A 24,029-nucleotide genomic window follows, 5' to 3' on the forward strand; every position below is an offset into this window, starting at 1 on the left:
CCCAGGCGATGGCCAGCAGCGGAAGGTAGATCCGAGCACCACCATCCACCAAATTGGTGATACCCGCCATCGCCAACAGCCGGCCGAATCTTCCTCGCAGCACGCCCGCTCCTCAGATCAGTTCAACATCGAGAGCTCTGGACACTCGCTCGAGCCTGCCGAAGCTGGTCAGACAGAGATGGGTACGTGTAGACATCGGCGAACCTGGAATACCAGGGGTCTTCCATCAACTTCCGGGATTTCGACTTCCCGGAGGGTGGCAACCCCTCGCGACAGTGGATCGATATCAAAGCAGTTCACCATCGCCGCGCCCCGCCGCCCGATCGTGATCTGCTGTCCGCCCTGATCGGCAACCAATACTTCCGTGACGACTACATCGGCGGCAGGATCGACCCGGCGGGCACCCGCCACCGCCCGTACCGGATCGACCGGATCTCCCCGGACTCCTACACGCCCGCATCGGCCGATTCCGTCGTCGCGCTGGTGACGCGCCGGGTCGATCAGTGCGGTGTCGTACCGGATGCGCTACGCCAGGTGATCGACAAGGAAGTGTTCGGTCCGGCGCGCACTGCCACACACATTGTCATACTGCCCCGGCTCGAAACTTCAGCGGTCAACGATTGCGGGTTCATCCACACCGAATTTCACGAGATCATCACGTTCGACACAGTGGGCAGGACTCTCCGGCTCACAGTTGCCGCCGACGATCAGTCTCGGGATGTCTGCATCGTGCACACCGCACGGTCGCTGCCGTACCCGCCGTGCCCATCACCGTGCAGCTCTCGATGGCATGACCGGCGAACTCGAAGTGCGGGCCGGCAGCTATGAAACCCACCGGTAGTGAGATCTCCCAGCAGTTCCCGAGCCTGAACCTGCGCGCAGTTTCTCGCTTGCGGGCCGGACGGACGCGAACGGCCGACGGCCGACTCGGCCTCGTGCGATACAGCAGTCACCGCACCAGTCTCGGCCCTCTCACGGCCGGAGCGCCCGCCGCTGACACGATCTCGACGCATACGGTGACCACCCCCTCACGCCCCGGGGATCACTGTCGGGTACGGCCATCGTCGCGACCCCGGACCACGACACCGTCCGGACGCAGACCGGCGCGGTCCGAGCGCATCACGGTCGAGTCGCCGCGGCTGTTCAGGCCACGCAGCACCAACATCACTGCGGCAAAGGCCACGAGCAGCACAACAGTGCACAGGAAACTTTCCACAAGACCCTCTTCACTGCGATCGAAACCGAACAGACACCACGCCAGTGTGAACAGCAGAACCGCAGCGGAAACGCCGGCCTCTCGATCCTGACGCGGTCTTGACCCCCGGTTCCTGAATCGCCGCCGGCCCGGGATCCGAAAGTGCGTCCCTGCCTGTTCTGTGCCACGGCAACCCGGCGTTCGAATTCCGTAAAGATCAGACCGGAGGCCCGGCCGACGGGGCAGAGTGGACGCACCACCGATTCCGATTCCAGAGGTACAGAGATGCCGGGCCTGCTCCTACAGCGCGAAAGACACAACAGGTGCTGCGACCGTTCCTGATCAGATATCGCTCCGCCGCTCAGCTGTTGACCTCGGTGTTCGCGGTGCTGATCGTCCTCGTCGGGGTCGGCGAGACCGGTGGCGGGTGGGCGATCGCAGCAGCGGTGGGACTGGGTGCGCTCGCCGCGGCGCTGGTGTGTCCGGGCTGGGATCTGTGGCTGCACCCCTGACACCACCACCCCGGCCCGCGCGCGGAAAATCTGTCTGCGTTCGACGGGCCGGTTGGGGCTGCGGTGGCGAGGCTTCTAGGCTCTGCCCGTGCTGAGTGGATCGGAGCACCGCGGTAGCGGATCGAAAGTGTCGTTGGAACGGAAACCGGTGCCGGTGGCACGGGCGGTTGTGGACTGCGGCATCTACCGTGACGGACACCGGCTACCCGGACGGTTCGATTTCACCGAGTCGCTGGCCGAGGTCCGCAACGCGGGCGGGTTCGTCTGGCTGGGTCTGCACGAACCCGATATCCACCAGATGAGCGTGGTCGCCGAAGCATTCGGACTGCATCGGTTGGCCGTCGAAGACGCCGTAGCCGGTAAGCAGCGCCCGAAATTGGAACGCTACGACGACACCCTGGTTTTCGGGATGCGGACCGTGGCCTATGTCGAGCACGATATGCACAGCGTCAGCGAGATCGTGTTGACCGGCGAGATCCTGATCTTCCTCGGTCCCGATTTCGTCGTCGCGGTCCGCCACGGCGATCACTCCGGATTGCGGGAAGTTCGCGCAGAGCTGGAAGCCGACTCCGACCGGTTACGGCTGGGACCCGGCGCGGTTCTGCACGCGATCGCCGATCATGTCGTGGATACCTATCTCGAAGTCGTGCAGGAGATCGAGACCGATGTCGAGGAGATGGAGCAGGAGGTGTTCACCCCTCGCTCCCGGCTCACCATCGAGTCCATCTATCAACTCAAACGCGAGATCGTCGAGTTGCGCCGGGCGGTGGTCCCGCTCGATCTTCCGCTGCAGATGCTGACCCGGCCCGAGTCCGGCCTCAGCAAAGAAGTGCGGCGATATCTGCGTGATGTCACCGACCACCACACCACCGCCGCCGAACGTGTCCACGATTTCGACGAGGCGCTGTCCGCGCTGATCGGCGCGACTCTGGCCCGGATCGCCGTGCGGCAGAACACCGATATGCGCAAGATCTCCGCGCTGGTCGCGCTCGCTGCGGTCCCCACCATGGTCGCCGGAATCTACGGGATGAACTTCGAACACATGCCCGAACTGAAACAGGTCTGGGGCTATCCGGCTGTGCTGGCCGTCATGATCACGGCATGCAGCGGATTGGTCGTCCTGTTCCGCCGCAACGGCTGGCTGTGATGCTTTCCGAGCCGAGGTGTTCGAGGAGGTGCTGTTCTTCGACATGGCAGCAACTATCAGCGTCCGGCCCCGACGCGGCCGGTGACACAGTGGCCGCCTGCTCACGCCAGGGCAGGAGTCTTCGTCGGTTTTCAGGTTCGCCCGGTGTAGCTGATCGGCTCCGATCGCGTCTACGGCACGATCTGATGCGGACCAGGTTCAGGAGGAACACAGCACATGGTTACCGAGACACAGTCGGCTTCGCCGGCACACACCGCGGGCCGTGGCCCGGTGCGTGCCGCGGTGGTGGTGGGTGCTTTGGGGGTGGTGTTCGGTGATATCGGCACCAGCCCGATCTACACGCTGCAGACGGTGTTCAATCCGGAGGATCCGCATCCGGTACCGGTCAATACCGCCAACGTGTACGGAGTGGTGTCGCTGATCTTCTGGTCGGTGATGATCATCGTCACCCTCACCTATATCTCGCTGGTGATGCGCGCCGACAACGACGGTGAAGGCGGCATCATGGCATTGATCACGCTACTGCGGCGTCTCGGCGGAAGCCGTGGCCGCCGGGCAGCCGCAGTACTGGCCGGAGTCGGAATATTCGGTGCCGCTCTGTTCTTCGGTGACAGCATGATCACGCCCGCGATCTCGGTGCTCTCTGCGGTAGAGGGGTTGAAGATCGTCGAGCCCGACTTCGAGAACGTGATCATCCCGATCACCGTGGTCATCATTATCGGGCTGTTCACCGTGCAGCGGCGTGGAACCGCCGCTGTGGGGCGCTTGTTCGGGCCGGTGATGATCCTGTGGTTCCTGGTGATCGGCGCCCTCGGTATCGCGGGGACCGCCCGGCAACCGGAGATCCTGAAGGCACTGTCGCCGACCTACGCGCTGAGTTTCGCTGTCGGACATTTCCATATCGCGTTCTTCGCCTTGGCCGCTATCGTCCTCGCCGTCACCGGCGCCGAGGCGCTGTATGCGGATATGGGCCATTTCGGGCGCAAGGCCATCACCACGGGGTGGTTGGGGCTGGTCCTTCCTGCTTGCACCCTCAGCTACTTCGGTCAGGGCGCACTGATACTGCACGACCAGGCCACGATCAGTGGCCCGTTCTTCCTGCTCGCCCCCGGCTGGGCGCGGCTACCGCTGGTGCTGCTGGCCACCGCCGCCACGGTGATCGCCTCCCAGGCGGTGATCACCGGCGCTTTCTCGGTGGCCAATCAAGCGGTGCAGCTTGGCTATCTACCGAGGCTGCGCATTGCGCACACCTCGGAATCGACGATCGGCCAGATCTACGTTCCCTGGATCAACTGGCTACTCATGGTGTCGGTGTTGACTCTGGTCTTCGCTTTCCAGTCCTCCGCGGCACTGGCCTACGCCTTCGGTATGGCGGTGACCGCGACCATCACCATCACAACCCTGCTGTTCTTCTACGTCGCCCACACCAAGTGGCGCACCCCACTGTGGCTGGTGCTGCTCGGCGCGATCCCACTGTTGGCGATCGACGCACTGTTCCTGGCTGCGAACCTGACCAAGCTCGTCCACGGTGCATGGCTGCCGCTGCTGATCGGCGTGACCGCGTTCACGGTGATGATCACCTGGGCGCGCGGCCGTGTCGTGGTCAATGCCGCACGAGAGAAGGCCGAGGGGCCGCTGCGCGAGTTCGTCGGCCGACTCCGAGACCGTGAACCACCACTGACCCGGGTGCCCGGCACCGCGGTGTTCCTCAACCGCGGTAACCGGACCACACCCCTGGCCATGCGCGCCAATGTCGAACACAACCGTGTGCTACACGAACACGTCGTGATCCTGTCACTGGAGACCCTCCCCGTCCCGCGCGTGGCCGCGCCCGACCGCGTCCGCATCGATGCGCTCGGCTACACCGAAGACGGCATCATCCATGTCACCGCCTACCACGGATACATGGAACCACCCCACGTACCGAACATATTGCGCCAGCTGGACCCGGCCCGCACCGAAGGCCCGATCTCGGTGGACGACGCCTCCTACTTCCTGTCCAAAATCGAACTCAAGAAAGGCGACGCACCCACCATGGCCGCCTGGCGCAAACGCCTGTTCATCGCCACCTCCTTCATCACCTCCGATGCCGCCGACTACTTCGGATTGCCCCGCGAACGGACCGTGATCATGGGGTCCCAGGTCGAGGTGTAATCGGGTAAATGATCTTCCGCGCGTAGCCGACGCACCCCGAATGGAGTTCCGTTCCGTTCGCGGCGCTGCGGGATACTCTGGCGCACAGTCGCGCTCGCACGCGAGTTCTCATTCTGGACTGCTGCTATTCGGGTCGCGCATTCGAGGCCGTGAGCAGCTCCGCCGCCGTGATCGACGGTCAGATCGATATCCAGGGCACATACACCATCACCTCGTCCTCCAGAAACGAAACTTCCGAGGCACCCGAAGGCCACCGGCACACGGCCTTCACCGGCGCGCTGCTCAGGGCCGCCGCCGTTACCGGACTCACCCTGGACGAGCTCTTCTGGCGCGCCGACGACATCCTGCACCGGAGCGGCCGGCCCCGCCCGCAGCGACGACGCGTCAATATCGCCGGCGAATTGCGACTGTTCAGCGCACCCGTCCGCCGACCGGCACCCGAGACCATCGCGTCCGAACCCGGCACTGCAGCCGACAGCCGGGCGCTGTTCGAACACGGTCTGCACTGCGCCGATCAGGGCGATGCCGCGCAGGCGGAAAGCGCGTGGCGGCGGGCTGCCGCCCAGGGCCATCCCGGCGCCATGAACAACCTCGCCGATCTGGCGCCGAGCACGCACCTGCTATCGTAGTGACCGATATCAACTTTATGGTCACTACGCCGCAGGAGCCATATGCCCCGCCCTCTCGTCCCCGACCGACGCGGAAGGATACTGACCGCGGCCGCCGATCTGATTCTCGAAATCGGATGGCCCCGCACCACGGTCGCGGATATCTCCGAACGCGCCGGTATCGGCAAAGGCGCCGTCTACCGCGAGTTCGCCGACAAAACCGCCATCCTGGACGCCGTCCTCGGCCACAGCATGCGGCGGATGACCGCACGGGTGCACCGACAGGTGCTCGATGCCGACGGCGTGGTCGATCTGCCCGCCGTGTACCGGTTCGGTGTGGAGGCGCTGCTCGCCGAACCTCTCATGCGAGCGCTGTATCTGGGCGATGACGCGGTCCTGGGCGAACACATCCGTGGAGTCACCGACCAGCGTTACGCGCTGCGTTTCGGCTGGCTCGCCGACTACATCGAACGATTGCAACGAGCCGGAGTGGTCGCGGACACCGTGCCGAGCGAGACCATCACCCGGATGCTCGGCTTCTTCACCATCGGCTTGATCAACGCCCCGGGCGTCCTCGGCGCCGCGAGCCCAGCGGAGTTCGGCGATGTCGTCACGCTGTTCGCGGAGCTGACGGGTCGCGGACTGGCCGGCGACGGGCCGGTGGACGCCGCGGCGGCTCGCCGCGCCCAGCTCACCCTGCTCGACCAACTGTCCGATCAGCTCGCCCAGCCGGGAGATCCCCTGTGACCACCACCGTTTTCACCGCTCATACCGACCTCGTCGTCCACGGCGGCCCGGTCCGCCACTACCGATCCGGCGATCAAGGCCCACCTGTGCTGCTCCTGCACGGGGGCATGCTCGATACCGCCACGGGCGTCTGGCGCGATGTCGCCCACCGCCTCGCGGCGAAATACCAGGTCCATGCGATCGATCTGCCTCGGCACGGGGCCAGCCGACCATGGCGCGGCCGCCTGGACCGCAGGTTTTTCGACAACTTCCTCGACGACCTGCTCGACCAACTCACCCTCTCCCGAACAGCGCTCATCGGGCTGTCCCTCGGCGGCGGACTCGGTATCGGATACGCCTTGCGCCACCCCGAGCGCGTCTCGGCTCTGCTTGCGATCGGGCCAGGCGGTATCGGCGCGAAGCGGCGCGCCCAATTCGGCACCTGGGCGATGATCAATACCCCGGGACTCCTGGAACTCACGAGCAAATATCTCTCCCGCAGCCCGAAAACACTCCGGAAGTCGATGATCGGCAGCCTCACCGCCGGAGTCGAGACCCCTGGCTTCGACACCATCCTCGACCTCGTCCGATCCGAAGCGCACGCCAAGGCCGAGCACGGTGAGCCGGCGCTCGACGACTGGATGGTCGACGCATACGGCCCCTGGCGTATGCGGCTGAACTACCTCACCGAATTGGCGGGGCTCGAGGTGCCCAGCCTCTGGATGCGCGGGGAACACGACACACTGGTCGGTCATACCGATCTCGCCGCCGCCGCAACGGCGGCACCCGGCGGAGAGCTGGTCACGCTACCCGGTGCGGGTCATATCGTCACCTACGACCGGCCGGCCGAATTCGTTCGCGTCACCGAAGATTTTCTCGTCCGGACCGGCCACCGTTGAACCGATCCTGTGACCATCCCTGTACGCCGCGCCACTACGATTCAGCATATGAAACATGATAAGTACTGTCTCGCAGCTGTTCTCGCGGTAGCCGCAGCGACCGCGATGGCTCCCGCCGCGGCCGCGTTACCCACCGGATCGGCCGGTTTCGGTGGCGGCCGGGACGTGGTGATCGTCGACAACAACCTGGAGCTGAGCGATCTCGACGCGTGCTGGGCGAGCGGTTTCGCGCGTGATATCCGGTTCGACAACCGCAGCTCTCGCGATTTCCGCGTGTACAACACTCCGGACTGCAGCGGCGCGCCTGTGGCCACGGTCCCGGCGGGCCGTACTGCCACCCACTACGGCTGGTCGGCTTCCGCCCGCTAGTCACCGTCCCGGACGCGGTCCCGAGCAGCCGGGCTCGGGGCCGCGGGGCCGGTGGCCGAGATGGCTGCCATCGCAGGTCAGCAATTATTTTTGTCTGACGTCGCCCACACCGGGCGAGGCTCGAGCCCCGGAATGGTCGGAGGTCGACCTGCGGGCGAGCATCAGCCGGCGGCTCAGCCTTCGGGTGATCCGGCAATATTGGTGTTGTACACCGAACAGACCCACCATGTCTCGTGGCGTTCGAGTAAGTCCCAGGTGCCCGGTCGCTGACCGAGAACTCCGGCGTGTGCAGTGATGGCTCGACATTGACGACCGCGTATTCGGATGTGAGGAGTCGTAGGGCGAGCCGGCCTCGGGCTTGCTCGCGCTCGGCATCGCGGGCGCGCCCCCGCCGAACCTCCGGTTGCTCTTCGAGTCGCGTCAGCAGCCCAGAGCAGGTCGAAGATCGATACCACATCGCTGTCCACAACCGGGTTGTCCAGGTCCCGGTACCGGATATAGCCGATCAGATCGCGCAGGTGCCGACTGGCCGGTAGTTCCGAGGAATGCGTGACCAGGACGAACAAGCAGTCACGAGCCGGAGCTTCAGTTGCCACCAACGCTTGTGCGACCAGATGGCCGAGGGCATCGGATCTGGTCCCCCGTTCGACATGAACCGAAGGGTGACCGCACAGGCCACAGCAGTGGGCCCGGCGACGGCCGGTGAACCCGCGATTGCGAGGGCGATGATCTCACACAGGGCGATGGGATCACCGCATATCCACGGCCGAGGTGAGCTCCACCGTCGGCGGGCGACCACCTTGACACGGTCGCGCGGCGCATCGAGCCCCGGGAGGTACTGCGGACACTGGGCAAGAAACGATCGGCAGGTTTCGATGCACCGCTTCTCCGGACTTACGGTTCCGCACACGAGAGTTGCGGAAATTGGTAGGAAAATCCCGCACGGATTGTGTCCGACTCAACAGCCCCCGAAACTGAGCTGCGTTCGCAGTCGAAATATCAAGGGAGACAATATGGCCGAGAAGTTGATCCAGCTTCCGACCCCGGGCGAATCCATTCTGGAGACCCACGAGCGCATCCGCCGGGCTGGTGAGATCGTCCCCATCGAACTGCCCGGCGGTGTGCCGGCCTGCATCGCGGTCAGCCATCGGGCCGTGAGCGAGATACTCGACGACAAGGTGTTCGCCAAGCATCCGTCGAATTGCCCGGCATTGCACGACGGGCGAATTCCCGCCGACTGGGCACTGCGGGCACTGACCGACGCGGAGCATATGCTCAATCAGGACGGCGCCGAGCACCGGCGATTGCGGCAGACCATCAACAAAGCCTTCACACCTGCGCGGATCGCTGCGCTCGAGCCTCGGATCCAGCAGATCGCCGACGAACTCATCGACAACTTCCCGGACGCCGACGAGATCGACCTGATCGCGAGCTACACCACCCCCTTGCCGGTCCGGGTGATCTGCGACCTGTTCGGTGTCCCCGTCGACGAGCAGCCGGCACTGAAGAACTGGACTCTCACCATTGTCTCGGTGACCAGTACCGGCGAGGAAGCACAGGCGGCGATGGCATCGATGGGGGCCTACTTCTTCGAACTACTCGCTCGCAAGAGGCGTGAACCCGGCGACGATCTCACCTCGGCGCTGCTCGAGGCGAACGAACAGAACGAGCTGACCGACGAGGAATTGGTGAGTATGCTCTGGCTGGCGATTGTGGCCGGTCATGAGACCACAGTGCATCTGCTCGGCAATGCTGTGGTGGCGCTGAAGGAGTACCCCGAACAGCTGGCCCGCGCACAAGCCGAAAATCGCTGGGCCGATGTCGTGGAAGAGACGCTGCGGTGCCGTTCCTCGGTGGTAGGCGCGCTGATGCGCTATCCCATCCGTGACGTGACCGTCGCCGGTGTCGAGATCGCCGCCGGCACACCGACGCTCTGGCACGGGGGCATCGGCCGGGACCCGGTGCGCTATCCCGACGCCGACGTCTTCGATATCGACCACGAGCATCGCGACCAGCTCGCTTTCGGCCGCGGACCGCACTTCTGTCTGGGGGCACCACTGGCTCGATTGGAGAGCCGGATCGCCCTGTCCACCTTGTTCACCCGGTACCCCGGGCTCACCCTGGCCGTCCCGGTTCCGGAGATCGAGTACACCGTTCAGATCAGCACGGTCGGCCCGGTCGCGCTGCCGGTCCGGCTGCATCCTGCACGGTAGCGTCACGAGACAGAACGACGTGCGGTTCACGCCCGCCGGCGGTGCTCGCGGCACACCGATGCTTCCGGTATTGCCGTGGCGTCATCCCGTAGCGTTCTTTGAACGCCGCGGAGAACCAGGTGGGTGTGAATCCGCACCGGACAGCCAGCTCGGTAATGGAGAGGGTGGTGCGCGGATCGGCCAGGAGGTCACGCGCCACACGGAGAGCCTCGTCACGACGAACATCTCGGAAGGTGGTCCCCGACCGGCTCAGCACTACACCGAGCTGGCGAGGTGACCAACCGAGCGCATGCGCGACCGCGGGCAAGCGCACATCCGCGCGACCGATATTCACGCGCAGGTACCGTCGGACGCTTTCGGCGATTTCCGTCTGACAGTCGTGCTGTGGTTGTGTCTCGCCGAGGGTCAGCATGCCCAGCAACTCGGTGACCCGATCACACACCGCGTTGAACTCTCGTTCCGTGAGCCCGGCCTGTTCGGTGTGGACGCCACGGAGCATATCTCCGGCGATTCTTCCCAGGCCCCGACCCGTGTCCAGCACTACCCTCATATGCGCGCGCGGGCGGGCACGGTGCTCGAATTCTGTCCGTGGCACCTGGAACGCGTAGGCCGCCGAAGCGGGAATGTGAAGGCTGCACGGTACCTCCAGCCCGGCCATCACCGCCTGTCCAGGCCCGATGTCGATAGCTTGGTCGTCGAATCGCATAGAGAACCCGCCGCGGTCGGGCATAACGACCCAGAAGAAGTCGTCACCGGGAACTGTCCGGATATGACGGCTGGTCCGTTGGCAATGGCGGGTTCCGCGCTGATCCCAGCGCAGGAGCCGGTAGCCACTCGACTCCTGGCCGGTGAGCCCTGCGGACCAGCTCCGCGAATCCTCGAACTTGTGTGCCATCGGCACGAATCCATCGGCGAGCCCCGCGAAGGTCTCGGGTCCGCATGTACCGATGGTGTAACAACGCACCCTGACCACCCCCGTCGATCGCGATCGGCTATCCGAGCTGTCTGTCGAAATGATCAGCGTCATCACGATACCGGGTACGCATGACACGGGGCACCGGGAGATCCCCTGTACGGGAAAGCTCGTCGGCTCGACCTTCTGGCCGATGAACGTCGACTCCGTCAACCGGAGGTCGCGGACTCGGTCGATCGAGAATGGTGCGTGGCCGGTGCTACCCACAGTCCTACGCCCGACCGACTCGATGATGTGCAGCAGCCCCACCGGCGACCCAATGTTCATGCGAGCATGTACCCGACCGAGGAAGCCAGTGAGAGAGAGGGTTCGGCCCATGGAACAGGCCACCGTGTACCGCTGGAACATCCGCAACGGCACTGGGGTGTTGACTCGCGCCGAAGGCTCACTCGCGTGGTTCCACATATCCAGCATGGCTCGGACCGATGCGCTGACCTTGCAGGAGGGAGACACGGTCGACGCCGAGATCGAGAACGTACCCCAAGGGGAGTACACCAGCCGCGCCGTATCGGTGCAGCGCCACGAGCCGTAACCGTCGCTTCTCTGGTCGCGGCGACTGCCGTGGCCCTTCCGGTATGGCCCGCCACCGCCGTAGCGCAGCCTCGGGTCTACAACTTCCACCCCGAGGACACCCGTTACCGCTACGACGGGGACCATGGTTCATTCACCGGCGACGTGGTCGATGCCAGCCAGAATCCCGACGGCGGTAACCGTCTTATATGGTCACTGCGTTTATCCCCCAAAGTGCAGAGCCTCGTCCAGGGTCCTACGTCGTGCGGTGCATCGGTGCACGGTAAGTCCGGCTACCACGACTCTCATCCGTCGATCCCGGCCGACTACAGCACTTATCCGGGGTCACAAAACAGCAGCTCAGAGGCTAGGTCGGCAATGCCGCAGTGCATGGCACCAGGCTCGGCGACGACCATCTGCGCCAAGCCACCGGGCGGAGGTTGCACCGCAATCGGCTCAGTCGGCGCCGGGTTCCGTATCCGGAGTGCCCGGTGGGCGAGAGAATTCCGTGAACGGTAACCATATGAAAGCTGGCGAGCGACAGAGGTGGATATAATCTCAGGTCGGGGCCCATATTCGAGTGAATTGCAGGACTATCCATCCCGTGATAGAAAAGCCGATATGCGAGGAAAGCGAAATCGATCCATGCGGAATCCCTTTTCGTAATTAACTATTCAGACTGGATATTTAATTCCGGAAAGGTTTTTCCGGAACACCGAGATCGGCGTTTTCGACCACAGAATGATGAGAACAGGCTATATTTTAAACACCCGCCTTCGGAGGGTTCGACATCCAGTCGTACCGTTGCTCGACATTCCCTGGAGATTGCCATGAGATCGACCTCGTCCCTGCTCCGTGCCGGCATTATTGCGCCGGTGGCCATCGCTTCCGTCTTTTGTTTGGCTGCACCGGCAAATGCCGCCGTCAGCGTGAACTGGAACTGCCGGGGCACGATCCTCGGTATCGGCCAAACATCGACCATGGCCACATCGGTCACCGGCACCGCACCGAGCTCGGCGGCGTCGGGCTCCGCGGTGGCCATCACCATCACACCGGGTTCCTCGTCGGTTCCGGGTACGGCTTCCGGCTTCACCGTCAACAACATCAGCAACCTGAAGATGACCATCCCGACTCCGGCGAATTCGACATTGGTCTCGGCTACCGCCTCCGGAGGTACCGTGGCCGGCACCGTCGCCACGTCGGGTGGGAATGTCGTTCTGACCGTACCGGGTCCGATCGCCGGGGGCACCAGCTTCACCCCACCGGCAGTGACCATCAACGTCACCGCCGGCGCCGCCGGAACACCGATCACCAGCAAGTACGCGGGGACCAGCTACACCAGTCCCGGCATGACCATGACGACCAACGTCTCACTGGTCGGCAATGTCGCGACCTCGTGCTACCCGAACCCGTCCCCGACCCTCACCACCACATCTGTCAGCTGAGCCTGCGGAAAGGCGCTGCGGCGTAATGACCGGTGCCCGCGCCGGTAGCCGGTGGTGAACATGCCCGGACCGGGTTGTCCCAGCATCCCGGTCCGGGTCTCACCCGAGACGGACCGGCGTAGCCGCTCCTGATAGTGATTGCCCTGCTTCAGGTTTGGTGTGGCGTCAGCCACTTCGACCGAATAATCCGATGCACGGTATCGCATCGGCCGCTGTGTCGTACAGTGCATGTCCGGCACAGCGACGGTCGCTTCGGCGGCCGGAGCGGTGCCCGCTTTCGTGATGATCGTCAGCCGCGGTTCGGGCTGCCGGCCAATCGATCGACAGGAGCCCACATGCCCGCTTCGAACGCCTGGCGGCGATCCCTACCACACGCAGGGAAAACGATGGCGGGCATGCGCGATTTCCCGGCTGCCCTCGATCCGCACCGCACTACCGCGGCCCGCGGTATTCGTCGAGTCCACCGATCTCCCTGACTCCCCGGAACGGAATCGGGCGCTCGGCAACCGAGCGCGCCCTGATCGGTGACTTCTGCTGAGCGGTTGCATATTTCAAGTGATCGAGGGGAATGCCTATGAGCCCGAGAACAACCGAACCCGCCCGAATCTCGGGCGAGCTCAAAAGGGCCCTGGAGTTCTATCACGGAACCGTCGAAGATCTGATCCGCGAATTGATCAGAGTGCTGGGCGTGAACGAGACCGACCGGCGTGCACTGGAGATCGTCCTGCTCGAGAATGAGAAGGCCGCGACGCCGGGAATGCTGGCCGAACGGCTCGGCCTCACCGCGGCCGGTGTCACGATCATGCTCAACCGGCTGGAGAAGCAGGGCTACATCGCCCGATCGCTGCACCCGACCGATCGTCGTCGTGTCATTGTGATGGCCACCGAACTCGCGGCCCATCGCATACAGGAACTGGTCGTACCCATGATCGTCGAGAGCTACAAGATGTTGCTGAGTTCGTACGACTCCACCGAACTCGACATAATCGCCGACTTTCTGATCCGCGCGGGCGAACTGCAACAAATCCATCGACAACGGCTACGGAACGTGGATCCCTACTCGAGATCCTGAAAAACTTCGATCACTGAGCCTCGCGTAAGTTGCGAGAAGTCCTAGATGCTTCGAAATCGAATGCCCAGAATTTGCTGTGGAAGTTTGCACGCACGGTGACCGCGCATGGCCCTTCTCGGTAAATCCTGATCAACGCATGCCTCGCTCGAGCTGTTCGGCAGGGCGATACCCTACTGCTCGCGCTCAGGCGTTCGGCAGAACTGCCGGAATTCAATGTTCCGACACTCGGGCTTCTTCTCGGTGATGAAGGCGGTGTGGTCGCGGATACCACAGGTTATGCCATCCGAAGTGTCGTCACCGGTTCCCGGCGGTCGGCACACATCGAGGAGAAAGCAGTAGTTGAATGCAAACAGGTGACAACAGCGAAGACCGAGTGACAAAGCCGGACCTCGATGCCGGACCTCGGCCTCGGATTCCGCGGCGGTGCGGTCGGCAGGCCGCGGGGCCATCGACCGATCGGTTCCGGCGGCCGATGTCGCGTGCGGGTGTGGTGGCCGCATTGGTGACCACGGCGATCGGGACCACGCTCATGGTAGAGGTGGGTTCCGGCCCGCCGGTGCGGACGAACGACTCGGGCGAATGCCCCATACAGGCTTTCGACCACCGCCGGACCAGCGTGACGACCCCGAGCACGACATCGAGCGCACCGAGCGAGGTCTCCGTACCGGACGACATCACGGTCCCCGACACGGCTACCGATCCCGGAACCGCCCAGCCGCCCCCCGAATCCACCGACCCCGGTACCGGCACGACCACTGCGACGGAATCGACGACAGCCACAGCGCCGGATGCCCCGGCCGGGAATTCGACCGATGCGTCGGTGAGCGCGAGTTTCTCTGCCACCGTGAGCCTTTCGATCCAGGCCACGGCCGGCGTGCCGGACCCCGGAGCGGTCACCTCGACCTCGATGTCCACGGTGACTGTCACCGTGACTCCGACGGATACACCGACGGTCCCGGTGACAGCCGACCCGAGCACGGCGACGGTGCCGACTGATCCGTCGACGATCACCGTCACATCCGCCCCGGCGACCACCACAGTGCCGACCACCACGACGCCGACCACCACCACGGTGCCGACCAGGACCGCAACTAGCACGACGGTGCCCACAACCACCACGACGACCCCGATTCCGGTGAGTTCGACCACGACATCCACGTCACCGGAGGTGCCCACAACACCTACGTCGCCGACGACCACATCGCCAGGATCTACCACGACCACGGCGCCGAAGACGACCAGTCCCCCGACGTCGACGACGCCGGCGCCTCCGTCGATCGCGCATCCACCGGACACATCACCATAGGTAGCGACAGCGGGATAGGCGGTCGACACCACCGACGATCGGCGCCCGCGAAGTGACGTCGACCGAGGACCTCGTCAGGTCACTGGCCGGTCCACCGGGCGGCCGGGATCGATGTGCCCGGTGCCCCAATGGCCGGTTGTGGTCAGGGACGTGGTTTCGGAGGGTTGGTCGGCACCGGCTCGGGAGCCGACGCGGTCAGCGCTGCCAGCAGCTGTAGGTCGGCGGCGGTGTCGGATCCGGCGGGTGCGCTGTAGATCATCATGGTCATGTCCGGGTCGTCGGGCGCTCGCATGGCGACATAGTCGAGGGCGAGCTCACCGATCCGGGGGTGGCGGAACCGCTTGCGGCCACGAGTCTTGGCGTGGACGTTGTGCTCTGCCCACAGGTGCCGGAATTCGCTGCTGGCCAGGGAGAGTTCACCGACGAGGCTTGCCAGTTGCGGATCGTCGGGATGGCGGCCCGCATCGTAGCGCAGGTTGGCGACGGTGTCGCGTGCCTTGGTCCGCCAGTCTGGGTAGAGGTCGCGCGACGCTTCGTCCAGGAAAACCAGTCGAGCCATGTTGCGTTCTGTGGCAGGAAGTGCGGGGAAGTCGGCGATGAGCAGTCGGGCGAGGTCGTTCCAGGCGAGGATGTCCAGGCGCCGTCCGATGATGTAGGCGGGGACTGCCGTGAGGGCCTCGAGAGCTTGCCGCATTTCGGGCCCGACCTGCTGGGGTCGGCTTGGGCGTTTGCGGGGCGCGGCGGGTTTGGCGAGGTTGTGCAGGTACATGCGTTCGTCAACGTCGAGTTGTAGGGCGCGAGCCACAGCATCGAGTACATCCGGGGAGACATTTCGGGCACGGCCCTGTTCGAGACGTGTGTAGTAGTCGACGCTGACGCCGGCCAGCAGGGCCAGTTCCTCGCGGCGCAGTCCGGGCACTCGGCGCTGGCCACCGAAGCCGACGGCACCGGCGTCGTCAGGGCGCAGGCGGGCGCGGCGGGTCTTGAGAAACTCGCTGAGCTGTCGGGCACGATCCATGTTCTCCAGTGTCCATCACGTCTGGTCCGTTCTGCCTGGTCCGGCCAGACCCAGGCGGGACCGCCCCCGGTTGATCGGAGTACTGGGAGGAACCGTTGCACGCCGACACGATGGACAGCGTTCGCTGCGCGGACACGACAACCACCCACAACACCCTGAGGGAGATTCTCATGTCGAACACCCTGTCCATCATCGCCGGCTTCGTCGCCAAGCCGGGACAGGAGCAGCGGCTGCGTGAGGAGTTGACCGCGATGATCGCCCCCTCGCTGGCAGAGGAGGGCTGCTTGGGCTACCACCCGTACACCGACCCCACCCGCGCGGATCGCATGATCATCGTGGAGGAGTGGACCGACGCCGAAGCGTTGGACCATCACTTCGGCCTGCCGCACTTCAAGCAGGTGGCCGCCGCGCTTGACGAGATCCTCGCCGAACCGTTCAGCCTGCGCCGCCTGACCGACGTCCCCGCCTGAGCTCACGCGCACATGCCGAGCGTCCAGAGGGCGTCGCTTCACCCGCTCCCGGCCGAGCGCGGCTTCAGAGACTGCCTCGGCCGCCGGGCCCCTGCCGCCAGCGCCCGTAGGCACCACCGGCGAGAACCATAGACCGAGGCAACCGAGCGCGATCCCGGTCCGCGCCGCCGGTAGGTCGAACGGCGCGACGAACTGATGCACCGCCACACCCCCGGCCAGCAGCGCGAACGACGTTCGGATCCACGCCAGAAAGGTGCGTTCGTTTGCCAGCGTGAACCGGTAATCCGGCTCGTGACCGTACTCGGAGTCGTCGCGCCGAGGCGTTGACGGTGGCCGGCGCCGGGCACGGTCACCACGGCGAGGTTCGAAAGGACTGTCGGTCACGCCCTCGATCGAACGATCCACCAACACATAGGGTCAATGACAAAAAAGCACCCGAACCAAGTGTTTTCACCTATCCATCGGCTCGGCACTTCGCCGTTCCTGCGTGGATCACCGGCTCACATGTGGAATGCGCCGCTGAAGTCCAACGGATCCGCCCGCAGGTGCCGGCCCCGCGGCGTCCCGTCGACCAGCTTCCCGTCCTCGACGACAACGACACCGCCCACCAGGACAGTAACCGGCTTACCACGGAGTCGCCGTCCCTCGTACGGGGTGTAGTCGGTGGCCATATGCAGCTCGCCGGTGGTGACCGTCCACTCGAGTCCGGGATCCCAGATCGCGATATCGGCATCGGACCCCGGCATCAGTGAACCCTTCCGAGGGTAGAGACCGTTGGTCCGCGCGGGATTCGTCGCCGTCAGTTCGACGAACCTGCTCGGCGCCAACCCCATCCCGTTCACATAGTGGGAAAAGACGACAGGAAGCCGTGTTTCGACACCGGGCAGCCCATTGGGCATATGCCGCACGTCGTGACGGTGTGATCGCTTCTGCGTCGTGTCGTAGCAGCAGTGATCGGACCCGATAGTGGTGATGTTCCCGGTGAACAGCTGCCGGCCGAGGCCTTCGACGATATCGGCGGATCGCAGCGGCGGACAGCAGACGAAACGTTCCGGTTCCGCTCCGGCGTATTCGGTGTCGTCGAGCGTGAGATGGTGTGCGACGGTCTCGGTGAAGGCGACCAGACCCCGCTTCCGTGCGTCGACTACCAGCTCGACCGCGGCGGAGCTGGATTGATGCACGAAGTACACCGGCGCGCCCTGCGATTCGGCGATCGCGAGTATCGCGGCGACGGCCGCGGTCTCGGCGAGTTCCGGTCGCGTCTGCGACATATGGGCAGCATCGATACCGTCGGTGGCCGCCGCGGAGTTCTGCGCATCGGTGACGATGGCGTCGGATTCACAGTGGATGACGACCATACCGCCGAGGTCGCGGGTGACCTGCATGGTATTCAAGATCGTGTGTTCGTTCGCCATGGTCTCACCGGCGTAGGTGGTGAACATCTTCACCGTGCGAATACCGGCGTCGGCCATGGCCGTCAGTTGCCCGGCAGTCGTCTCGTCCCATTCGACGACGCAGGCGTGCAGGGCCGAATCACACAGTCCCTCGACGGCTTTGGCACGTTGCTTTTCCGCGGCGTCGAGTGGCTGCTGGCCCGGACGTGGAATGGCGAAATCGACGATCGTCGTGGTCCCACCGAAGACCGCGGCGGTGGTGCATTCGAGGTAGGAATCCAGCGAGGTGAACTCGCCGGAGGTGAATCCGACATGACAGTGCGGGTCCACGCCCCCGGGCATCACGAGTTTGCCGGTGGCATCGATGGCCTCGGCGGGATCGCCGACCGCGGTCCCGGGTGTGACCACTGCCACGATCTTGCCGTCATCGATCACGAGGTCGGCTGCCGCGGACCAATTCGATTCCACGACGGTGCCACCACGGACGACCTTCTTCATTTGTCCTCCAGGTATGCCAGCCATCCGCCGCGGTCACTGATATCGGTCACACCGGGCGCGCCGAGTGCGCTCTCCCGCATGCGCATGGAGAGCGAACCGGTACCGTCCGCGAGTTCGATGACGCCGAGTTCGAGTTCGGCCGGTTCGCGTGGCAGCAGTTGCTCACGCAGGACGTCGTAATCGACCTCGTACAGTTCCCCCGGAACCGTGCTGCCGCCCTCGGCGACAGGGTGCAGGCCGGGGAATTCGTCGCGGACAGAGTAGAACCGGTACTTCGGGGCGGTCTCGACTTTGCCGAGAAATCGTGCGTCGGTCAACGCGTCGTTGAGTGTGCCGCCGGACATCGCCTGCCCGTTGACGAACATTGTGACCCGATCCATGAGAACCGTCCTCAAAGCGTGGGAAGTTGAACGAGTCGTGCGGGCGAAAAGCCCGACACGTCGAGACCAGCATCTCTACCGAGCGCGAGTGCCGTGAGCAGCTCCGCCCACAGGGGCGCGAAGGTGAACGAATAGGTACCACCGGCGACGAAAAGTCCGGGTGCACCGGAGAGTTCACCGATGACCGGCATTTCGTCGGGAGTCGTCACGACCGGACCGGTCCACGCCTCGCGCAGTTGCCCGCCGGATAGCGCCGGGAGCAAACGGGCGACCTGGGCGAGGTTGCCGGTGGTGCTGTTCTCCAGAATCGGCGCGGGGTCGCTGTCGTGGAACGGCCCTGCGGGCCAGCCGCCCCCGAGGACGAGACGGTCTCGCCGGTCCTGTTTGATCGACATACCCTCACCGACGTGCTGGACCAGCACCTCGAGCGTATTCGGGGCGGCGGCGAGAGCATGCATTTGCAGGGATGTCGGCGCCAGGTCCAGATGCACACCGGCCAGGGCGGCGATATCGGCCATCCACGGGCCGGCGGCGTCGATCACCACGGGTGTGTGCCATGTTCCGGCAGGTGTGCCGACCTCCCACTGCCCGTGTGCGCGACGCAGCGTCGTCACCGGCGTGTTCGAGTGCAGGGCCGCGCCTTCGGCGACCGAGCGCCGCAATAAGGCCGGTCCCGCCATATCGGGTTCGGCGAAGCCGTCCCAGGCACACCAGGTGGCCCCTTCGATCGACGGCCCCAGTAGCGGTAATACGCGACGCGCTTCGTCCCCGGTCAGGACTTCCGTCGGTATTCCGGCGGCACGTTCCCACTCGTGTTTCGTGTGCAGCCGGCGTACTTGTTCCTCGGTCTCGGCGACCATGTATCCGCCGCAACGGACGAGGCCGAGATCGGGTACGGAGTCGGCGAGCGTATCCCATAACCCGCTGGTGGCCTTCTGCAGCGGCAGTAGGCGTTCGACATCGACGGCAACGCCCTGTCCCGGCCGCCGCGCGTGAATGGTCTGGATATGCAGGTTTCCCGCCGTGGTACCCGAACCGGCCGTGTTCGGTGTGGTGCGGTCCAGCACGGCGACCCGCGATCCGGCCCGGGTAAGCGCCAATGTGGTCGCGGCGCCTACTATTCCGGCTCCGATGACCACTGTGTCGACCTCAGTGTGCACTGCCGGCTCCCAGGGTGCGCGCCGACGCTTCGGCGATGCCGGATTCGTCGATGATCGTCTGCAATGCCGCAAGGGTCGTCGCGTCCGTCACCGGGAGCAACGGTTCCCGCACCGCGCCACCCGGTTGGCCCAGCAGATTCATGACCGCCTTCAGCTGCGGAATCGGTGAGGCGAACACGCCGCTGTAGTCGCCGTCGATGAGCCGCCCGGACAGTGCCCGGTACCGGTCGGCCCAGCCGCGTGCGGATTCGGCATCGCCGGATGCCACCGCACGATAGAACGGCACGGCGAACGGCGCGCCTACGCCACCACCATCGATATTGCCGTCACCACCCAGTTCGAGCAGTGTGGCGAGTCCGCGCCGATGCAGAAAGCTGCCGAATACCCGGACTCTGTCCGCCACCGCTTCGACGGTGTCCAGCATCGACAGCCAGTTCCCGGTGCTGTCCTTGATTGCGACGACGTTGTCGAGATCGGCCAGCCGGGAGAACAGCCCCGGGCTGGTGCCCATATCGACGCAGACCCCGCGCGGCCAGTTGTAGACCATGAACGGCAACGACGTGGCGGTGGTGACGCTGGCGAAGAACTGCAGCGTCTCGTCGGGTGAGGTGTGCACGTACGGCGGGGGTGTGGCGAGTACGCCGTCGGCACCGGCCGAAGCGGCGTGCACCGCCAGCGCCGACGCCTGCCGAGCCGTATACGCGCTGATTCCGATGACGACGGGGAATCGACCGGCGACAGCTTCGACCGCCACCTCTGTCACCGTCCGGCGCTCGTCGTCGGTCTGGCTGAACCATTCACCGGTGCTGCCGTTGACGAGGACCCCGTTAACGCCCATACCGGCGTACAGGTCCATCAACGACCCGAGCGCTTCGGTATCGAGCGCGCCCGAAGGAGTGAACGGGGTAGGGGCCGCCGGCCAGTATCCGGACCACGAGACGTCATCGCGATTCATTGGTGCTGCCTTTCGAGCGAAGAATCCACCGGAGATGGCCATTCGCCGATAATTATGGGATCGATTGCATAGACTGCCGTCAGACAACCGCCGCCGTCAAGCCGGAAACCTCGTCGTAACGTCGGCGGTGTCGACTGTTCGAAGTCGGGAAACAGCATGGAGACAAGAGGAGTCGATGGCGGTCACTTTGGTCGATGTCGCGGTCGCCGCGGGCGTATCGCGCAGTACCGCATCACGCGCGCTGAGCGGATCCCCGTTGATCTCCGCCGAGACGCGGACAGCAGTGGAAAACGCTGCCCGGACACTCGGGTACCGACCGAACCGGGCCGCGAGCGCGCTTCGGTCGAACAGGTCGCACCTGATCGGGCTGGTGATGAACAACCTTCTGAACGCGACCTTTCACACAGTCGCGGAAGTGGTACAGAAAAGAGCTTCGGCCGGCGGGTTCCAGGTGATCCTGTGCATCACCGACGCGGATCCCGGCCGGGAGAACGACGTGCTCGCGATGCTCGGCGAGCACGGGGTGGACGGCACAATAGTCATCGGCAGCGGACGCAGCGCCACCGCGTCGAACGCATTGCTGTCGCAGGGGCGCGCGGTGGTCAACCTCATCAGATCGGTACAGGGCAGCAAGGCCGCCACCGTACTCGCCGATGATCTCGACGGCGCCCGGGACGCTACCGCGCACCTGCTGGCGCTGGGACATCGCCGGATCGGTTATCTGGGCGGCACCACGGACGCGACCTCCGGCCGGGAGCGGTTCGAGGGCTACCGGCTGGCGCTGGCCGACGCGGGAATCGAGGTCGACGACGAACTCGTACGCAAAGGGCCTTTCACAACGGAGTTCGGTGCGGAAGCGGTGAACTCCCTGCTCGACGGGACAGCGTCGATGACCGCGTTGTACGCGGCCAATCACGAGGCGGTGTTCGGAATCCTGCCCACATTGTCGGCACGCGGCGTATCCATTCCCGACGAATTGTCCCTGATCTGCCATGAGGACATGCCGTGGCTGGCGATGTGGAAACCGGCGATCACCGTTGTGGACAACGGCGCCACTCAGCTGGCGAATGTCGCGATGGATCTACTCTTCCAGCAGATCAACGACGCGGCCGAACCGGATGGCCGGACGTATCGGATCGGTGCGCGCCTGATCGAACGTGAATCGTGCCGCCCCCGCGCCGGAGCCCAGCCGAATTCGTCGCCCGATCCACCGTCTCGTTAACAGTTGATTTCCTGGGTGCCGGACGCGTTAACCGTATTGACGGCTCCTCCGGGTTTTGCCACTCTCAATGCAATCGATCCCAATGCAATCGATCCCATCACATCAGGTGAATCGATGTCGAATTTCCCCGACCTCGACTGCGGTGCAGTACATCTCGAAAGGCTCGTCAATGCTCAAGATCATCGGACTCGCGGTAGCTGTCGTCACCGCCGCCGCTGTCACCGGATGCAGTTCGGCCGAGGAGGCCGCCGCCCCGACAGATTGTTCACCGACACTCGGCGCCGCCGACCTCGCGGACGCGGGCACGCTGACCATGGCGACCAACGCGACCCTCCCGCCCATGCAATACGTCGACGCCGACGGTGCGGTCATCGGCATGCGCGTCGATCTCGGCAAGGAGATCGCCAAGCGACTCTGCCTGGTGCCGAAGTTCGTCAATATCGAGTTCGACGCGCAGATTCCGGGTGTGCAGAGCGGCCGCTGGGACATGATCGATACCGGGATGTTCTACACACCGGCCCGCGCGGAGACCATCGATCTCGTACCCTACGAGGAGCAGGCGGTGTCCATCTCGGTCCCCTCCGGCAACCCGGAGTCGATCGCCGATATCGACGACCTGGCCGGAAAGACGATCGGCGTCGAAGCGCCCGGATACGAGTTCGACACCCTGACCGAGCTCGCCGCACAGTTCACCGCACAGGGCAAGCCCGCGCTGAAGGTCCAGACCTTCAAGACCAACGCCGATGCCTACCAGGCATTGTCCGCCGGCCAGATCGACGGAGCCTCGATCGTGGAGTCGGTCACGTCCTTCTACCAGAAAGACGGCCGGTTCGAGACTGCTGTCGGCGGTATCAACAAAGCGCCGCTGGCCATGGGCTTCGCCAAGAACAGCAAGGCGGCCACCGAGGTGGCGCGCGTACTCACCGAGATGCGTGCGGACGGTTACCTCCCGGATCTGTTCGGTCAGTACGGCGTCGCCGGCTACGAGGGTGATATCGCCGTGCGCACGGGTCCGCTGGACAGCTGATCCACAGCTCAGCTCTATCCGAAAGGCATCCCCATGTGGTCCTGGGACGCATTCTTTTCCATCCTGACGAGCCGACAATTACTCGAGGGGGCGTGGGTCACGATCTGGCTCACGGTCGTGAGCATGGTGCTCGGTCTCGTTCTCGCGGTAGCGGTCGCCGCCGCACGGTCTTCGCGGTTCCTGCCACTGCGCGCGGTATCCGGGTTCTATGTCTGGTTGATGCGCGGTACTCCCCTGCTCGTCCAGCTCGTCATCATCTACACCGGCTTGCCGCAGGTCGGCATCAAACTCGGGGTCATCCAGGCCGCGCTGCTCGGTCTGGTGCTCAACGAAGCGGCCTACCTCTCCGAGATCGTGCGGTCGGGTCTGCTCTCCGTTCCCGCCGGTCAGACCGAAGCCGCGCGGGCGCTCGGTATGTCGCCGACGAAAGTGTTCCGGGTGGTCGTACTGCCGCAGGCGCTGCGCGTGATGATCCCACCGCTCGGAAACAGCTTCAACGGGCTCCTGAAAACCACCACGCTGGTGTCGGTCATCTCGGTTCAAGAGCTGCTCCGGCGAACACAGTTCCTGGTGCAGGTCAATTTCCGAGTGCTCGAGGGGCTCTGTGCGGCAGCGCTGTACTTCCTGGTCCTGACCACCCTGTGGGGTGTGATCCAACGGATGCTGGAAGCCCGTGCCGGGAAGGGCTACGACCGCAACTACAAACGTAAGGGCACCCGGGATTCGACGGTCCTGGACGAGAGTGCGCTGGAAGCAGAGGCGGTGAATCGATGACC

23 protein-coding genes and 1 pseudogene are annotated in these 24,029 nt (G+C 64.7%); 15 read left to right on the top strand and 9 right to left on the bottom strand.

Annotation, left to right across the window (positions count from 1 at the left end):
* The first annotated feature begins 1,518 nt into the window (after positions 1-1,518).
* The 8 genes from ACWCPQ_RS20225 (at position 1,519) to ACWCPQ_RS20260 (ending at position 9,823) form a co-directional block, all read left to right on the top strand.
* Positions 1,519-1,707 (top strand): hypothetical protein, encoded by a 189-nt coding sequence (locus tag ACWCPQ_RS20225; RefSeq protein ID WP_449900992.1) that lies wholly within the window; start codon positions 1,519-1,521, stop codon positions 1,705-1,707.
* Positions 1,708-1,789: 82 nt separating this feature from the next.
* Positions 1,790-2,854 carry a magnesium and cobalt transport protein CorA gene (locus ACWCPQ_RS20230; RefSeq protein WP_449901249.1) on the top strand — a complete coding sequence of 355 codons (1,065 nt, stop codon included), beginning with the start codon at positions 1,790-1,792 and terminating at the stop codon, positions 2,852-2,854.
* A gap of 216 nt (positions 2,855-3,070) precedes the next feature.
* Positions 3,071-5,008, top strand: coding sequence for a potassium transporter Kup (locus tag ACWCPQ_RS20235; RefSeq protein ID WP_449900995.1), 1,938 nt, complete (start codon positions 3,071-3,073; stop codon positions 5,006-5,008).
* A gap of 149 nt (positions 5,009-5,157) precedes the next feature.
* Entirely contained in the window at positions 5,158-5,637 is a 480-nt protein-coding gene (locus ACWCPQ_RS20240) for a hypothetical protein (protein WP_449900997.1), read from the top strand.
* A gap of 42 nt (positions 5,638-5,679) precedes the next feature.
* On the top strand, positions 5,680-6,363 hold the full coding sequence (locus ACWCPQ_RS20245; protein WP_449900999.1) for a TetR/AcrR family transcriptional regulator: 684 nt from the start codon (positions 5,680-5,682) through the stop codon (positions 6,361-6,363).
* Positions 6,360-7,241, top strand: coding sequence for an alpha/beta fold hydrolase (locus ACWCPQ_RS20250; protein ID WP_449901001.1), 882 nt, complete (start codon positions 6,360-6,362; stop codon positions 7,239-7,241). Before ACWCPQ_RS20245 ends, ACWCPQ_RS20250 begins: the two co-directional genes overlap by 4 nt.
* Before the next feature lie 48 nt (positions 7,242-7,289).
* Positions 7,290-7,610 carry a hypothetical protein gene (locus tag ACWCPQ_RS20255; RefSeq protein WP_449901002.1) on the top strand — a complete coding sequence of 107 codons (321 nt, stop codon included), beginning with the start codon at positions 7,290-7,292 and terminating at the stop codon, positions 7,608-7,610.
* A gap of 1,013 nt (positions 7,611-8,623) precedes the next feature.
* A complete protein-coding gene (locus ACWCPQ_RS20260) occupies positions 8,624-9,823 on the top strand; it encodes a cytochrome P450 family protein (RefSeq protein WP_449901005.1) in 1,200 nt (399 codons plus the stop codon).
* Here the strand turns inward: ACWCPQ_RS20260 and ACWCPQ_RS20265 are convergent.
* On the bottom strand, positions 9,771-10,718 hold the full coding sequence (locus ACWCPQ_RS20265) for an AraC family transcriptional regulator (protein WP_449901007.1): 948 nt from the start codon (positions 10,716-10,718) through the stop codon (positions 9,771-9,773). The genes ACWCPQ_RS20260 and ACWCPQ_RS20265 overlap by 53 nt on opposite strands.
* 394 nt (positions 10,719-11,112) lie before the next feature.
* On the opposite strand from ACWCPQ_RS20265, the gene ACWCPQ_RS20270 reads away from it, so the two are divergent.
* Positions 11,113-11,328, top strand: coding sequence for a cold-shock protein (locus tag ACWCPQ_RS20270; RefSeq protein WP_449901010.1), 216 nt, complete (start codon positions 11,113-11,115; stop codon positions 11,326-11,328).
* A 648-nt stretch (positions 11,329-11,976) separates the two neighbouring features.
* Here the strand turns inward: ACWCPQ_RS20270 and ACWCPQ_RS20275 are convergent.
* A complete protein-coding gene (locus ACWCPQ_RS20275; protein ID WP_449901013.1) occupies positions 11,977-12,432 on the bottom strand; it encodes a hypothetical protein in 456 nt (151 codons plus the stop codon).
* On the opposite strand from ACWCPQ_RS20275, the gene ACWCPQ_RS20280 reads away from it, so the two are divergent.
* Both ACWCPQ_RS20280 and ACWCPQ_RS20285 read left to right on the top strand, forming a co-directional pair.
* Positions 12,425-12,751, top strand: coding sequence for a hypothetical protein (locus ACWCPQ_RS20280; RefSeq protein WP_449901016.1), 327 nt, complete (start codon positions 12,425-12,427; stop codon positions 12,749-12,751). The genes ACWCPQ_RS20275 and ACWCPQ_RS20280 overlap by 8 nt on opposite strands.
* Before the next feature lie 574 nt (positions 12,752-13,325).
* Positions 13,326-13,823, top strand: a complete 498-nt coding sequence (locus ACWCPQ_RS20285; protein WP_449901018.1) for a MarR family winged helix-turn-helix transcriptional regulator — start codon at positions 13,326-13,328, stop codon at positions 13,821-13,823.
* A gap of 294 nt (positions 13,824-14,117) precedes the next feature.
* On the opposite strand, the gene ACWCPQ_RS20290 is transcribed toward ACWCPQ_RS20285, so the two are convergent.
* Positions 14,118-15,158 carry a hypothetical protein gene (locus ACWCPQ_RS20290; RefSeq protein ID WP_449901020.1) on the bottom strand — a complete coding sequence of 347 codons (1,041 nt, stop codon included), beginning with the start codon at positions 15,156-15,158 and terminating at the stop codon, positions 14,118-14,120.
* 113 nt (positions 15,159-15,271) lie between these two features.
* The gene (locus ACWCPQ_RS20295; RefSeq protein WP_449901022.1) at positions 15,272-16,147 is read right to left on the bottom strand and encodes a helix-turn-helix domain-containing protein; all 876 of its coding nucleotides are present in this window, start codon (positions 16,145-16,147) and stop codon (positions 15,272-15,274) included.
* Between the two features lie 170 nt (positions 16,148-16,317).
* Here ACWCPQ_RS20295 and ACWCPQ_RS20300 point away from each other — a divergent pair, with 170 nt between their 5' ends.
* Entirely contained in the window at positions 16,318-16,617 is a 300-nt protein-coding gene (locus tag ACWCPQ_RS20300; protein WP_449901023.1) for a putative quinol monooxygenase, read from the top strand.
* A 186-nt stretch (positions 16,618-16,803) separates the two neighbouring features.
* Here ACWCPQ_RS20300 and ACWCPQ_RS20305 read toward each other — a convergent pair.
* The 5 genes and pseudogenes from ACWCPQ_RS20305 to ACWCPQ_RS20325 form a co-directional block, all read right to left on the bottom strand.
* Positions 16,804-16,866 (bottom strand): annotated as a pseudogene (locus ACWCPQ_RS20305) (DUF202 domain-containing protein); the annotation flags it as partial.
* 251 nt (positions 16,867-17,117) lie between these two features.
* Positions 17,118-18,509 carry a dihydropyrimidinase gene (gene hydA / locus ACWCPQ_RS20310; RefSeq protein WP_449901025.1) on the bottom strand — a complete coding sequence of 464 codons (1,392 nt, stop codon included), beginning with the start codon at positions 18,507-18,509 and terminating at the stop codon, positions 17,118-17,120.
* On the bottom strand, positions 18,506-18,889 hold the full coding sequence (locus tag ACWCPQ_RS20315; RefSeq protein ID WP_449901027.1) for an allophanate hydrolase-related protein: 384 nt from the start codon (positions 18,887-18,889) through the stop codon (positions 18,506-18,508). The genes hydA and ACWCPQ_RS20315 overlap by 4 nt, the downstream gene beginning before the upstream one ends.
* 11 nt (positions 18,890-18,900) lie before the next feature.
* Entirely contained in the window at positions 18,901-20,049 is a 1,149-nt protein-coding gene (locus ACWCPQ_RS20320) for an NAD(P)/FAD-dependent oxidoreductase (RefSeq protein ID WP_449901029.1), read from the bottom strand.
* Positions 20,039-21,004: a dihydrodipicolinate synthase family protein gene (locus ACWCPQ_RS20325; protein ID WP_449901031.1), complete on the bottom strand. Its 966-nt coding sequence runs from the start codon at positions 21,002-21,004 to the stop codon at positions 20,039-20,041. Before ACWCPQ_RS20325 ends, ACWCPQ_RS20320 begins: the two co-directional genes overlap by 11 nt.
* Before the next feature lie 175 nt (positions 21,005-21,179).
* On the opposite strand from ACWCPQ_RS20325, the gene ACWCPQ_RS20330 reads away from it, so the two are divergent.
* From ACWCPQ_RS20330 to ACWCPQ_RS20340, 3 genes are all read left to right on the top strand, one after another.
* Positions 21,180-22,226 (top strand): LacI family DNA-binding transcriptional regulator, encoded by a 1,047-nt coding sequence (locus ACWCPQ_RS20330; RefSeq protein WP_449901033.1) that lies wholly within the window; start codon positions 21,180-21,182, stop codon positions 22,224-22,226.
* Positions 22,227-22,395: 169 nt separating this feature from the next.
* Positions 22,396-23,253 (top strand): ABC transporter substrate-binding protein, encoded by an 858-nt coding sequence (locus ACWCPQ_RS20335; protein WP_449901035.1) that lies wholly within the window; start codon positions 22,396-22,398, stop codon positions 23,251-23,253.
* Between the two features lie 33 nt (positions 23,254-23,286).
* A complete protein-coding gene (locus tag ACWCPQ_RS20340) occupies positions 23,287-24,027 on the top strand; it encodes an amino acid ABC transporter permease (RefSeq protein ID WP_449901037.1) in 741 nt (246 codons plus the stop codon).
* Positions 24,028-24,029: the final 2 nt, after the last annotated feature.

The organism is Nocardia sp. NPDC001965 (assembly GCF_053594175.1).